The sequence below is a fragment of the Listeria sp. PSOL-1 genome, assembly GCF_902806445.1.
Lineage (GTDB): Bacteria > Bacillota > Bacilli > Lactobacillales > Listeriaceae > Listeria.
Window position 1 is genome coordinate 88,270 of record NZ_LR760298.1, and the last position, 13,536, is coordinate 101,805.

Annotated in this window: 13 protein-coding genes and 1 other RNA gene; all 14 read left to right on the forward strand. The window is 37.9% G+C overall.

The window, feature by feature from the left end:
* The first annotated feature begins 112 nt into the window (after positions 1-112).
* Positions 113-454 (forward strand): DMT family transporter, encoded by a 342-nt coding sequence (locus G6Q10_RS00430; RefSeq protein WP_163651763.1) that lies wholly within the window; start codon positions 113-115, stop codon positions 452-454.
* Positions 451-765, forward strand: coding sequence for a DMT family transporter (locus tag G6Q10_RS00435; protein ID WP_163651765.1), 315 nt, complete (start codon positions 451-453; stop codon positions 763-765). The genes G6Q10_RS00430 and G6Q10_RS00435 overlap by 4 nt, the downstream gene beginning before the upstream one ends.
* 169 nt (positions 766-934) lie before the next feature.
* The gene (tadA, locus tag G6Q10_RS00440) at positions 935-1,384 is read left to right on the forward strand and encodes a tRNA adenosine(34) deaminase TadA (RefSeq protein ID WP_370519536.1); all 450 of its coding nucleotides are present in this window, start codon (positions 935-937) and stop codon (positions 1,382-1,384) included.
* Between the two features lie 229 nt (positions 1,385-1,613).
* A complete protein-coding gene (locus G6Q10_RS00445; RefSeq protein WP_163651769.1) occupies positions 1,614-3,017 on the forward strand; it encodes a cytochrome ubiquinol oxidase subunit I in 1,404 nt (467 codons plus the stop codon).
* Positions 3,004-4,017, forward strand: a complete 1,014-nt coding sequence (gene cydB, locus G6Q10_RS00450) for a cytochrome d ubiquinol oxidase subunit II (RefSeq protein WP_163651771.1) — start codon at positions 3,004-3,006, stop codon at positions 4,015-4,017. Before G6Q10_RS00445 ends, cydB begins: the two co-directional genes overlap by 14 nt.
* On the forward strand, positions 4,017-5,741 hold the full coding sequence (gene cydD, locus G6Q10_RS00455) for a thiol reductant ABC exporter subunit CydD (protein ID WP_163651773.1): 1,725 nt from the start codon (positions 4,017-4,019) through the stop codon (positions 5,739-5,741). Before cydB ends, cydD begins: the two co-directional genes overlap by 1 nt.
* Complete coding sequence (gene cydC / locus G6Q10_RS00460; protein ID WP_163655642.1) at positions 5,741-7,462, forward strand: thiol reductant ABC exporter subunit CydC; 1,722 nt, start codon at positions 5,741-5,743, stop codon at positions 7,460-7,462. Before cydD ends, cydC begins: the two co-directional genes overlap by 1 nt.
* 159 nt (positions 7,463-7,621) lie before the next feature.
* Entirely contained in the window at positions 7,622-9,127 is a 1,506-nt protein-coding gene (locus tag G6Q10_RS00465) for a gluconokinase (RefSeq protein ID WP_370519537.1), read from the forward strand.
* 117 nt (positions 9,128-9,244) lie between these two features.
* Positions 9,245-9,511: signal recognition particle sRNA large type (gene ffs / locus G6Q10_RS00470), an RNA gene on the forward strand.
* Positions 9,512-9,674: 163 nt separating this feature from the next.
* On the forward strand, positions 9,675-10,322 hold the full coding sequence (locus tag G6Q10_RS00475; RefSeq protein ID WP_163651777.1) for a hypothetical protein: 648 nt from the start codon (positions 9,675-9,677) through the stop codon (positions 10,320-10,322).
* A gap of 146 nt (positions 10,323-10,468) precedes the next feature.
* Entirely contained in the window at positions 10,469-12,196 is a 1,728-nt protein-coding gene (gene dnaX / locus G6Q10_RS00480; RefSeq protein ID WP_163651779.1) for a DNA polymerase III subunit gamma/tau, read from the forward strand.
* A gap of 25 nt (positions 12,197-12,221) precedes the next feature.
* Positions 12,222-12,539: a YbaB/EbfC family nucleoid-associated protein gene (locus G6Q10_RS00485; RefSeq protein ID WP_163651781.1), complete on the forward strand. Its 318-nt coding sequence runs from the start codon at positions 12,222-12,224 to the stop codon at positions 12,537-12,539.
* Between the two features lie 86 nt (positions 12,540-12,625).
* Entirely contained in the window at positions 12,626-13,222 is a 597-nt protein-coding gene (gene recR, locus G6Q10_RS00490; protein ID WP_163651783.1) for a recombination mediator RecR, read from the forward strand.
* 74 nt (positions 13,223-13,296) lie between these two features.
* Positions 13,297-13,488, forward strand: coding sequence for a YaaL family protein (locus G6Q10_RS00495; RefSeq protein ID WP_370519538.1), 192 nt, complete (start codon positions 13,297-13,299; stop codon positions 13,486-13,488).
* Positions 13,489-13,536 lie beyond the last annotated feature (48 nt).

Sequence of the window (13,536 nt, forward strand, 5' to 3'; positions counted from 1 at the left end):
TCAATGTCAACCCTTTTTCTGAAAAAAATAAAAGAGTGTTGTAAAATGTAATGAATTCAGGTAAAATGAAATCATAAACTAATTAACATTAGGTAAAAAAGGAGGGCTCAAGATGGCATGGGTTTATTTGATTATCGGTGGTATGGCAGAAGTTGTTTGGGCTTTCGGTTTGAAATTTTCTAATGGATTTACAAATATTCCAGTTGTTATTCCAACCGTGATAACGTTAATTTTTAGTTTTTGGATGTTTTCTAAATCATTAAAGTATTTACCTATCTCAACGGCTTATGCTGTTTTTACAGGAATTGGCTCATTTGGTACGGCACTTTTTGGCATGCTTTTTTTAGGAGATGCTGTAAATCTAATCAAAATTATCCTATTAGTTGTTTTAATCAGTTGTATCATCGGTTTGAAATTGGTTCCTGATAAAACGAAGAAAGGTGAAAAAATATGAGTTGGGTATTTTTAGTTATAGCAGGTTTAATGGAAATAGGCGGTGTTGTAAGCCTTAAGCTGTCAGTAGGTTTAAAAAAACTTATCCCGACTTTTGGTTTAATCGTTTTTATGGGACTTAGTTTATTTTGTTTATCCCTTTCATTGCAAGAAATTCCAATTAGCCTAGCTTATGGTGTTTGGACAGGTATTGGTGCCGCTGGAAGTGTACTGATGGGTATGCTTGTTTTTAAAGAATCACGGGATCATCGTAAATTATTACTTGTTTTGGGAATTATTGTAAGTATTATTGGTTTAAAATTGATTAGCTAGGTAATAAGCATTAGGAATGAAATGACATAGGAATCGTGTTTTACCAAGCGAACAGCAAATGACTTTGAATGATCAAAGCAGATCGCTCTACTTTTATCATGACTTTATGCTAAAATAAAGCTGACTGCAGATGTAAGAAAGAGGTGTGGAAGTGGAGCCGGCAGACTATATGCGATTGGCGCTTGAAGAAGCGAAAAAAGCCAGCTCAATTGGTGAGGTCCCTATTGGTGCTGTTGTGGTTCTTAATGGGGAAATTATCGGTCGCGGTTATAATCTGCGAGAAACAACTCAGAATGCCATTACACATGCGGAAATTTTAGCTATTCAAGATGCTTGTCAAAATTTGAATACATGGCGATTAAGCGGTGCGGACCTTTATGTTACACTTGAACCTTGTCCAATGTGTAGTGGTGCCATTTTACTTTCGCGGATTCATAAAGTGTACTACGGGGCAAAAGATCCTAAATCAGGGACAGCAGGGACATTGATGAATCTCCTGCAAGATCAGCGTTTTAATCATGTATGCGAGGTTGAAAGCGGCTTGCTTCAAGATGAAACCGCAGCAATGTTGACCACTTTTTTCAAGGAATTACGTAAACGAAACAAAAGCAGATCTTAACATGCTTACTAAAATGATTCATGAATGACTTCAAAGAAAAATAATGACAAAAGAACTAATTAATTTTTGCCCGAAATAGGATAAAATATACCTTGGACAAATTATTTTTTCATAAATTGGTAGGTATTTTGGTTTCAGCTATTTTTGTGAATAATAGAACACGCCTAGCTTAGGGGAAAATAAAAAAAGTTGGACATTTTTGCCAACTACAAGAAGGAGGAGAAAAAGGGTGGATAAATTATTTCTAGCCCGTTTCCAGTTCGCATCAACAACGATTTTTCACTTTCTCTTTGTGCCGCTATCTATCGGACTTGTTTTCATGGTAGCGCTCATGCAAACGTTGTATGTTGTGAAAGGAAAAGACGTATACAAAAGAATGGCGAAGTTTTGGGGGCATTTATTTTTAATTAACTTTGCGGTGGGGGTCGTGACAGGGATTATTCAAGAGTTCCAATTTGGTATGAACTGGTCTGATTATTCTCGCTTTGTAGGCGATGTTTTTGGAGCACCGCTTGCAATCGAAGCACTTCTTGCATTCTTTATGGAATCTACGTTTATTGGACTGTGGATTTTCGGATGGGACCGCCTAGGCAAAAAGCTTCATTTAGCTTGTATTTGGCTCGTTTCTATTGGGACGATCTTATCGAGTTTTTGGATTCTAGCAGCTAACTCGTTTATGCAGCATCCAGTCGCTTTTACTTTTAAAAACGGACGTGCTGAAATGAATGATTTTTGGAAATTGATTACAAATGGGCAAGTATTGGTTGAATTTCCACACGTTATTTTTGGTGCTTTTGCAACAGGTGCGTTCTTTATTGCCGGTGTCAGTGCGTATAAGATGCTTAAGAAAAAAGATGTACAATTTTTCAAGCGTTCTTTCCAAATTGCGATGGTAATGGCTGTTATCGGTGGTTTTGGGACGGCATTTAGTGGTCATTCGCAAGCACAATACTTAGTTAAAACGCAACCAATGAAAATGGCAGCAACAGAAGGTGTATGGAATGATACAGCTGACCCTGCACCGTGGAACATGATTGCTGGTATTAATTCAAAAAAACAAAAAAATGATTGGGAAGTACGAATTCCTTATGCTTTAAGTTTCTTATCTTATTCCACTTTCTCAGGTTCAGTGGAAGGTATGAATTCTTTACAAAAGAAATATGAGAAAAAATATGGTCCTGGTGATTATATTCCACCAGTAAAAACTTCATTCTGGAGTTTCCGTATTATGGTTCTTGCTGGTATGATCATGATTTTAACAGCGATAGTTGGTGTTATTCTTGCATGGCGTAAACGTTTAGAACATACAACTTGGTATTTAAAAATTATGGTACCGATGATTGTATTTCCATTTATAGCCAATTCAATGGGCTGGATTATGACTGAAATTGGACGTCAACCATGGGTTGTTTTTGGTTACATGCAAACGAGCCAGGCCGTTTCGCCTAATGTATCATCAGGGCAGATCCTGTTTTCGATCATTACATTTTCAACAATCTATTCCATTTTGGCCATCGTTCTTGTCTATCTATTTATTCGCGATATTAAAAAAGGACCATTTGGGGAACAAAAAGAGGAAAATACTTCTGTAGATCCATTTGATAAAGGGGGCGAAAAAGTTGTCACTGAATGAGTTATGGTTTCTGCTAATTGCAATTTTATTTATTGGATTCTTTTTCCTTGAAGGGTTTGATTTTGGCGTAGGGATGTCAACCCGTTTTATGGCTCGTAATGATATGGAACGGCGTGTTCTGATTAACACAATTGGCCCATTTTGGGATGCTAATGAGGTGTGGCTACTTACTGCTGGTGGGGCAATTTTTGCGGCATTTCCACATTGGTATGCTACGATGTTTAGCGGTTATTACATTCCGCTTGTCCTTTTCCTATTAGCGCTTATCGGCCGTGGTGTTTCGTTTGAGTTTCGGAGTAAAAAAAGCTCTGTTGCGTGGGCAAAAACTTGGGATTGGGTTGTTTTTCTTGGCAGCTTATTACCTCCGTTTTTATTAGGTGTTTTATTCTCAAGCTTAATCCAGGGAATGCCAATCAATTCTAGTATGGATATGTATGCAGGTTTCTTTGACTATATCACGCTGTTTTCTGTTTGGGGTGGACTGACCATTACGCTTATTTGTTTACTTCATGGGTTGCTGTTTATTACGCTTCGTACAGAAGATGATATTCAGGATCGTGCACGTCGTTTGGCAAAACGGGTTTGGTTTATTACAATTCCAGTACTTGTTATTTATGTAGTCTTAGCGTTCTTCTTTACAGATCTTTTCCAAGTTAGACCAATCCTTGTACCACTTTTTATTGCGATTGTTGTGGTGATGTACGTCCTTTCAGCTATTTTCATTTGGAAAGATCGTGATGTCCTTGCCTTTACATTTGGAGGCTTAGGTATTGTGTTCACTGTGGGAACACTCTTTGTAGGACTTTTCCCACGCGTGATGATCAGTTCAATTGATTCGGCATTTGACTTAACAATTAATAACGCAGCATCTGGACAATATTCCTTAAGTGTTATGACAATTGTAGCGGTATCATTACTTCCGTTTGTACTTGGCTATCAAGTTTGGAGTTACTATGTCTTCCGCAAACGCGTTTCTAGTAAGGAGAAAATGACGTATTAATGGGAAAAGAATTATTTAACTATCCAAGAATTAAATGGATTCTTAGCTTACTTGCTGTTTTTACAACGATTCAAGCTGTAGCAATTATTGTGATGGCGCGTTTTTTAGCACGTGCCATCACTGATTTATTTCATGGTAAAGCATTTTCCGATGTTGTCGTACAAATAAGTCTCTTTTTAGTGGCTTATTTTGTGCGACATTTTTTAAACGTATGGAAAAAGCAAATGGTTTACACTTACGCAGCGAAAATTGGCAGTAAAATGAGAGAAGAATTATTAGAAAATATATTTGTACTTGGGCCACGATTTACAAGTGAAATAGGAACTGGAAAAATTGTAACCATGGTAATGGAAGGGATTCAGAATTTTAGACGCTATTTAGAGTTGTTTTTGCCTAAATTTGTAAATATGATGTTGATCCCGGCGATTATTTGGATTTATATTGTAATGCAAGATACTACTTCGGCAATTATTCTTTTTGTTACGCTACCCATTTTAATCTTATTTTTAATTATTCTTGGTTTGGCAGCTAAAAAGCAAGCAGATTCACAATTTGACTCTTATCGCATTTTATCTAATCACTTTGTGGATTCGCTCAAAGGTCTTGAGACATTAAAATATCTTGGTTTAAGTCGTAGTCATGAGAAAAGTATTGCTGGAACAAGTAAACGGTATCGAAAAGCCACAATGAAAACATTACGTGTTGCTTTTCTTTCTTCCTTTGCTTTAGACTTTTTTACGATGCTTTCCATTGCTGTTGTTGCCTTGTTTCTAGGGCTAGGCTTAATTGATGGTTTAACTAGTTTACCTGTTGCTTTGGCGATTTTAATTCTCGCACCAGAATATTTTTTACCTGTACGTGAGCTAGGGAGCGATTATCATGCTACGCTTGACGGACAAGAAGCAGGCCGTGAGATTCAGGACATTATTCATCGTGGTAAACAGCAAAAACAACTTGAAAATGGCACAATGGCTAATGAATATTCAGCTAACAGCATCTTTCGTTTGCAAAATATTTCTGTACAACATGATACAGCAGGACTCCGTTCGCTTTCTCAAATCGATTTGACCGTTTCGGGGGTTGAGAAAATTGGTATTATTGGAGCTACGGGATCAGGCAAGTCGACAATGATTGATGTTTTAAGTGGATTTTTAAGACCTACGTCTGGTCATTTTACATTGGATGAAGATGATCATGTTCGACTAACAAGCAAAGAATGGCAGAAACAAGTGACTTATATTCCGCAACATCCTTATCTATTTCACGCTACCATTGCTGACAATATTCGTTTTTATCATCCTAAAGCAAGTGATGAACAGGTGGAAAATGCCGCAACAGCAGCTGGACTTACAGATATGATTGCAGAAACACATGCTGGATATGAAACGATTGTCGGAGAAGCCGGGCGCTTGTTGAGTGGCGGTCAAGAGCAGAGAATCGCACTGGCACGCGCATTCTTATCTGACCGACGAATTGTGCTAATGGATGAACCCACAGCTCATTTAGACATTGAAACGGAATATGAATTGAAAAAACCAATGCTAGAACTATTTCAAAATAGGCTCGTTTTCTTTGCTACACACCGTTTGCACTGGATGCTTGAAATGGATAGGATTATTGTACTTGATCATGGACAGGTAGTTGAAATGGGGACACACGATGATCTCATTCAAGAAAAAGGTTATTACTATCGCTTAGTTAAAGCGCAGTTGGAGGAGATATGATGCGGAGAAGTAGCTGGATAAAACCATATATTAAGCAAAATCTTAGGCTGTTTCTAATCGTTATTTTTCTCGGTGTGTTAACATTTTCTGCGGGTGCGGCGTTAATGTTTACTTCAGGACATCTGATTTCTAAAAGTTCGCTTATGCCAGAATCGATTATGGCAGTTTATGTGGCAACGGTTGGGGTAAGGACGTTTGGTATCTTGCGTTCGGTTTCACGCTATGTGGAACGTCTTGCTAGCCATTCCTTAGTACTTAGAATCTTGGAAAAAATGCGCGTACGCTTGTATCGAATTCTAGAGCCGCAATCACTACTTATTAAAGCGCGTTACCGGACAGGAGATATTCTTGGCCTTTTAACCGATGATATTGAGCATTTGCAAAACTTTTATTTAACAACAATGCTCCCTGCTATTGTTAGTTTGATCCTTTATTTAGGTGTAGTGATTGCAATTGGTGTATTCTCTGTTTCGTTTGCTATTGTCTTCTTGGTTTTAATTGGCTTGTTAGTTTTTGTTTTGCCTTGGATTTCTTTACTTTATGCACGAACTAAAAATGCGTGGCTAAAACAGGGGCGAAACAGACTTTATCAACAGTTTACGGATACCGTTTTTGGAATTAGTGACTTACTCTTTAGTGGACGTGAAAAGTCTTTTATTAAGCAGTATGAAAAAGATGAGCAAGAGTTATTAAGTGTTGAAACAAAGCAGTTTCATTTTGTGAATTGGCGCGATTTCTTTGGTCAGCTGGTGATGGGGGCTTTGGTTGTTACTGCGCTTTATTTTAGTGCAAATGAGGTTCATCAAGGCGCTTTTTCGGCAACATTGATTGCAGCTTTTACACTTGCGATGATGTCCCTTGCGGAAGCTTTTATTCCTGTTGCAAGTGCTGTTAGTGATGCGTCACTTTATCAAGATTCGCTAACGCGCCTTGACCAAATTGAAGTGCCAAATGAACCGGAAAAAGCAGAACGAATCAACACCGAACAAGTAAAAATTTGTGCGAACCAATTAACCTTTAAATATCAAAAAGATGGACGAAAGATCCTTGATCAGTTTCATTTTGAATTAGAGCAAGGCAAGAAAGTGGCGATTATTGGCCGAAGTGGAACAGGCAAGTCAACGTTGTTAAAACTTATTCAAGGTGCCTTAAAGCCGACTTCTGGTCAGATAACAATAAATGATATCGACGCTACTAAGCTTACTTCACAAATGGCTGAAATGACAGCGATGCTTAATCAAAAAGCTCATTTGTTTAGCACGTCTGTTTTAAATAATATTCGCCTTGGGAACCCAGATGCAACAGATGAAGAAGTTCATCAAGCTGCAAAACAAGTGAAAATTCATGATTTTATTATGAGTATGCCTGAAGGTTACCAAACACAGATGTCCGAGATGGGTGCACGTTTTTCTGGTGGTGAGCGGCAACGCATTGCGCTTGCACGTATTTTACTTCAAGATACTCCGGTTGTGATACTAGATGAACCTACTGTAGGGCTTGATCCTGTAACTGAACGTGATCTATTAGCCACTATTTTTGAAACATTGAAAGATAAATCACTGATTTGGGTTACGCATCATTTAGTTGGTGTAAAGAAAATGGATCAAGTAATTTTTCTTGAAGAAGGTAAAGTATTAATGGAAGGTACACATCAGGAGCTATTAGCACATATGCCAAGATATCAACATTTATATCGCCTTGATCGTCCAATTGATCTATAGATTGTGAAAAGCTGGGTAGTAAATAAATCGATGGAGCAGGTTTTGCTAGTCTCGTAAATTCGCTACTACAAGAGTAGTCATTAGCGTAAAAAGAGCAGACAAAACCTGCCAATTGAAATATTTCTGTTCTATTAAATTTTGAAAATGGAGTGGACAATGATGAATCACTATATTATGGGTGTAGATATTGGAACATCAAGTACAAAAGCTGTTCTGTTTGATCAATCCGGGAACATCATTATGAATTATGCTGTACACTATGAATTAATAACCGATATTGATGGAAAAGCAGAACAAGATCCTGCTGAAATTTTCGCAGCAGTAGTGGAAGCGATACAAGGTGTAATGGCTAGGAGTAATCTTGAACGTGATAAATTAAAAGCGGTTTCATTTAGTGCGGCAATGCACAGTTTAATCTTGATTGATAACCATGATAAGCCAATAACAAATTGTATTACTTGGGCAGATAGGCGAAGTGGTATTTTATTAGAACATTTGAAACAAGCGTTTCATTTAAATCGATTATATGAACGAACTGGAACACCTATTCATCCAATGAGCCCGTTTGCTAAACTTTGTTGGTTAAATAAAACAGCACCAGAAAAAATTGCACAAACAAAGATAATTTGTGGAATTAAAAGCTACTGCCTTTACCAATTTTTCGGGGAGTGGCTGATCGATGAATCACTTGCTTCTGGATCTGGCCTGTATAATACAAAGGCAGGCGCTTGGGATGATGAGGCACTTGAGATCGCCCAAGTTTCAACAACAAAATTGCCTAAAGTTGTTGCGGAAACTTATCAATTAAAAGGGATGAGCGCAGAGTGGATAAAGCAGTTAGGTCTTTCACGAGAAACCATTTTTGTAATGGGTGGAAATGATGGAGCGATGGCCAATTTAGGGATCCAAGCAACGGGAGTACACGATGTAACGGTAACGGTTGGAACAAGTGGTGCCGTTAGGAAAACAACAGATCATTTTGAGACAGATCATTTAAGCCGTACATTTTGCTATCATCTAGGTGAAAAGATGTTCGTTAGAGGTGGCGCTGTAAATAACGGTGGTAAAACGATTGAATGGGCATTGCAACAGTTTGCCTCAATGGAATTACAGCAAACAAAAGATTATGGCCAATTAATGGAAGATGCGGCGAAGATATCACTTGGTGCGGATGGCTTGATTTTTTTGCCATACTTACTAGGTGAACGTGCACCGTTTTGGACAAGTGAGATTCGTGGGGCGTTTTTAGGCTTAACGATTAATCATACGCCTGCTCATATGATTCGAGCGGTTATTGAAGGTGTAGCATTAAATTTAGCAAGTGTTTATGAAGCGGTGAAAGCAGAAAACGATGTTATTTATGTATCAGGAGGGATTTCTCGACATGCTTTTTGGTGTCAATTATTAGCAGACGTTTTTAACCGTAAAGTATTTGTACCACATACTGTTGAAGGATCGAGTTTAGGCGCTGCAATTATTGCGATGTATTCGATCGGGTTAATTGATGATTTAAAATTGCCTAAGAAACCAAAAATAATTGCTAGTTATACCCCAAACACTGAACGCTCGAAGAAATATCAGAGCTTGCTTACGATCTTTGAACAAGCTGCTACAAGTTTGAAGGTAACAAATCAAGAAATAATCAAATGGCAGAATGAACAATAATTGCACCGATTATTTTTAGGGAAAATGAATAGATTTTACTTGCACTTTTATAGCAAAACGGCTACACTAATGTTTGAGCCTATTTTTAACGGCTTTTGACTAGTGGTATTACATTTGCCGTGCTAGACGGGGAAGTAGCGGAGCCCTGTAACCCGAAGACCGCTCTAGCGGGGTTGAATTCCTTTGTTTGAGGCATATACCTGTTTGGTCCGCATTTAATAAGTGGTGTTGACGATTGGGTCTTGCGCAATGAAAACCTGTGAACCATGTCAGGTCCGGAAGGAAGCAGCATTAAGCAGTGCCTTTCATGTGCCGCAGGGTAGCCTAATTTGAGCTAACTGTTAGAAAAGCGCAGGTGGTTATATGTCGATCTGAGGTGCACGGCGTTAATTTTAAAATAAAACGTAAACTCTCTTTATAGTGAAGAGAGTTTTTTGCGACTTACTGGAACTCCAGATGTCCTCTTTTCAACTAGAAAAGTACTATCACAAAAAAGTGAAAACTGATATAATAAATAATAGATTTAATTGGCCAAAGGATGAAAACAATGCAATTTATCAAGAAAAAAAGGAATATTATCGTTATATCAGCGATCATTGCAATGATCGCGATCGGAGTCTTTTTAGGCACATTATTTGGCTTATTTCAAAAGCAAGAGGTTTTTGATGAATATCAAGTAGCCTATGAAAATAATGGAAAGCTCTATGAAGTATCCCCGATTGTAGGCAGTGATATTGGGATTGATAAAAAAAATAATAGTAAAAATATGTACTTTCGAATCAACAGTTACCCACATATTGAATATTTATTTCGAACAGCTTATAAGCAATATGAAATAGACAACACCGTTAAACATAAAAAATACGATGGAAAACTTGATTACAGAGTTGCTGATAATGCGTATGTCATCCAAGAAAATATGTATCGCACAGGGAGTGATACATTTAAAACTTACGCTATCCATAACAAAGTAGGGCGAAAGGTTTATCACTATGATCCACGAGAAACATCAACCGATCGCTATATTGTTCGCATAAAACCTACCATACTACAAGGATACAATAACCAAAAAAATAGCAGCAATGATGACTATTTAAACGTTACTAAGCTATTTAAGGAAAAATTAAACAAAAACATCAAAGTCAAAATCAACCATCAAAAAAGACTTGTGATTTTTTCAATGGAAGATAGCTAACCAGTTACCGCCTTCTAAAGAGTGCTGGCCATGAAAAAGCGCAAGTTAAAGATTAAAATAAACGGCATTATAGTAAACGTTTCTTCTTATCAAAGCGCTTGATATAAGCTATAATAAGAATACTAAGGTTTGAAGGAGAGTGTAAGATGGCATATCAAGCATTATATCGTGTTTTTAGACCACAATCGTTTGAAGATGTTGTTGGCCAAAGCCATGTCACAAGGACACTTCAAAACGCCATCTCTCAAAACAAAACATCACATGCATATCTTTTTAGTGGTCCGAGAGGTACCGGAAAAACCAGTGCTGCAAAAATTTTTGCCAAAGCAATAAATTGTGAGAATAGCATAAATGGCGAGCCATGTAATGACTGTGATATTTGCCATGGGATTACAGATGGAACGGTTCCCGATGTGCTAGAAATTGATGCCGCAAGTAATAATGGCGTGGAAGAAATCCGTGACATTCGTGAAAAGGTAAAATATGCACCAACTATTGCTAAGTATAAAGTATATATCATCGATGAAGTGCACATGCTTTCAACAGGGGCTTTTAACGCGCTTTTAAAAACATTAGAAGAACCACCAAAGCATGTTATTTTTATTTTGGCTACAACAGAGCCGCATAAATTACCACTGACGATCATTTCACGTGTGCAGCGCTTTGATTTTAAACGAATAACAACACAAGATATCGTTGAACGCATGTGCTACATTTTAGAGGAAGAAAATATTGTTTACGATAAAAAGGCATTAATGATTGTTGCCCAGGCGGCAGAAGGTGGCATGCGTGATGCACTTAGCTTGCTTGATCAGGTGATTTCTTATGGCTCAGAAGAAGTGACAGTAGCTGATGCGCTTGAGATTACGGGCTCAGTTGCACAAAGTTTACTCGTAGAACTTGTCTCTGGAATTATGAGGCAAGATGCGGCTGGTACACTTACCACACTTTCCAAACTGTTTGTTGAAGGGAAAGACCCAGCGCGTCTTATAGAAGATTTATTAGTGTTTTTCCGTGATATTTTACTTTTTCAAAAAGCGCCTAATTTAGAAGAAGTGTTAGAGCGAGCCTTAGTAGACGACGAGTTCCAGCAGTTAGCTAAAGAGGCTAGTGCAAGTAAAATCTATCAATATGTAAAAGTTTTAAATGACACAGAAGGACAAATGCGTTTTTCTAATCATCCAGGAGTATATGTTGAAGTGGCACTAGTGCAGTTAACACAAATTGGAACAGAAAGTTTGCCTACCCAAGAAGGCACAAGTGAAGATTTCACATCTTTACAAAATGAAATGAATGAATTGCGTTCTCAATTTACTGCACTAAAAAAGCAAGTTGAAAACGGTGCAATCGAAACAACGAAAACGTCAGAGCCAAAACCAACTCGCAGTAAGAAAGCAAATATGAATAACAGTAAGAAGTTCAAAGCACCAATTGGTAAAATCAATCATGTATTAAGCACAGCCAAAAAACAAAATTTACAGCTTATTCGCGGTGCTTGGAGCGAACTGCTCTCCATGTTGCTCGCCTCACAAGCTGCACTTTTGAATGACGCTGAGCCAGTTGCTGCATCAGACGACACTTTTGTGTTAAAATTTAAGCATGAAATTCATTGTCAAATGGCAATGGACAATGCTACTTTTGTCGAAACGCTTAGCACCAATATTTCCAAATTAACAAAAAGCAATTACGCTTTTATTGGGATTCCAGAAGTGCAGTGGATGGAAGTGCGCGAAGAGTTTATCCAAAGCCAAGGCATGGGCCCAAATGAGGAAGAAGCTGTAGACCAAGCAGTTGAAACGGCACCAAACGACGATAAATTTGTCTCAGAAGCCCTAAAGCTTGTTGGTGAAGATTTGCTAGAAATTAAAGAATAAAATTGACAAGAAGGAGATTTTTAATATGCGTGGAATGGGAAATATGCAAGGTATGATGAAACAAATGCAAAAGATGCAAAAAGAAATGGCCAAAGCACAAACAGAGGTGGAAGCTACAGAATTTACTGGAACAGCTGGCGGTGGCATGGTTACTGTAAAAGTTACTGGGAAACGTGAAGTTTTAGCAGTGACAATTAAAGAAGATGTCGTTGATCCAGAAGATATTGAAATGTTACAAGACCTTGTCCTTACAGCAACAAATGACGCTTTAAAACAAGTAGAAGACACAACGTCACAAAAAATGGGTAAATTTACTCAAGGCATGAATTTACCAGGATTTTAACCTAAAATAAAGAACGAAAATGATTTAGCCTTATTTTTCCAGGTGAAGTTGTTTTACCTAGAGATATGGTGTAGGAGCGATGAAGAATGTATTATCCAGAGCCGATTACAAAACTTATGGATAGTTTTATGAAATTGCCAGGAATCGGGCCAAAATCGGCTGCAAGACTAGCATTTTATGTTTTAAATATGAAAGAAGATGATGTGCTGGAGTTTGCTAAATCTTTAGTGGACGTCAAGCGGGATCTTACATTTTGCTCAGTATGCGGTCATATTACAGATAAAGACCCCTGTTATATCTGCGCAGATTCCTCTAGAGATCGAGGGATTATCTGCGTTGTAGAAGAGCCAAAAGATGTGATCGCAATGGAGAAAATGCGTGATTATAACGGGCTTTACCATGTGCTTCACGGAACGATTTCACCAATGGATGGAATTGGTCCAGAAGATATTCACATTCCCGACCTATTAAAACGTCTTCAAGATGACGCAGTAGAAGAAGTCATTTTAGCAACGAATCCAAATGTGGAAGGTGAAGCAACAGCAATGTACATTTCAAGGCTTATCAAACCAAGTGGTATCAAGGTGACGCGAATTGCTCATGGATTACCGGTTGGTGGAGATTTAGAATATGCGGATGAAGTTACTTTATCAAAGGCATTAGAAGGCAGAAGAGAAGTTTAAAAGTGAGGTGACTCCCCGTGGAAGCAAGAAGTGTGCACCACAGTAGACACAAAAAAAGTAAGAAAGTTAGTAAAATGCATAAAAAATATGATCGCTATTTGATGGATTTAATTGATAAAACGCAAGAAAATTGGCACAAGCAGAAAGTGCTGGTGCATAAGAGTTTTGGTTATAATTCTCAACTTGAATATGAAGAGAAGAAAGCTGAAGCGAAGTATTTTTATTTATTTAAAGAAGCTCGTTACCGACAAGTCAAAGGAAAATAAGTAGTTAGGGGACATACGTGACATAAATCAAGCGTTTGGTTTATGTCA

Excerpts from the sequence above, each read along its gene's own strand:
- G6Q10_RS00435 (WP_163651765.1), top strand. The coding sequence starts at position 451 with ATGAGTTGGGTATTTTTAGTTATAGCAGGTTTAATGGAAATAGGCGGT.
- dnaX (WP_163651779.1), top strand. The coding sequence starts at position 10,469 with ATGGCATATCAAGCATTATATCGTGTTTTTAGACCACAATCGTTTGAA.
- G6Q10_RS00475 (WP_163651777.1), top strand. The coding sequence starts at position 9,675 with ATGCAATTTATCAAGAAAAAAAGGAATATTATCGTTATATCAGCGATC.
- tadA (WP_370519536.1), top strand. The coding sequence starts at position 935 with ATGCGATTGGCGCTTGAAGAAGCGAAAAAAGCCAGCTCAATTGGTGAG.
- G6Q10_RS00485 (WP_163651781.1), top strand. The coding sequence starts at position 12,222 with ATGCGTGGAATGGGAAATATGCAAGGTATGATGAAACAAATGCAAAAG.
- cydC (WP_163655642.1), top strand. The coding sequence starts at position 5,741 with ATGCGGAGAAGTAGCTGGATAAAACCATATATTAAGCAAAATCTTAGG.
- G6Q10_RS00495 (WP_370519538.1), top strand. The coding sequence starts at position 13,297 with ATGCATAAAAAATATGATCGCTATTTGATGGATTTAATTGATAAAACG.
- G6Q10_RS00430 (WP_163651763.1), top strand. The coding sequence starts at position 113 with ATGGCATGGGTTTATTTGATTATCGGTGGTATGGCAGAAGTTGTTTGG.
- cydD (WP_163651773.1), top strand. The coding sequence starts at position 4,017 with ATGGGAAAAGAATTATTTAACTATCCAAGAATTAAATGGATTCTTAGC.
- recR (WP_163651783.1), top strand. The coding sequence starts at position 12,626 with ATGTATTATCCAGAGCCGATTACAAAACTTATGGATAGTTTTATGAAA.
- G6Q10_RS00465 (WP_370519537.1), top strand. The coding sequence starts at position 7,622 with ATGAATCACTATATTATGGGTGTAGATATTGGAACATCAAGTACAAAA.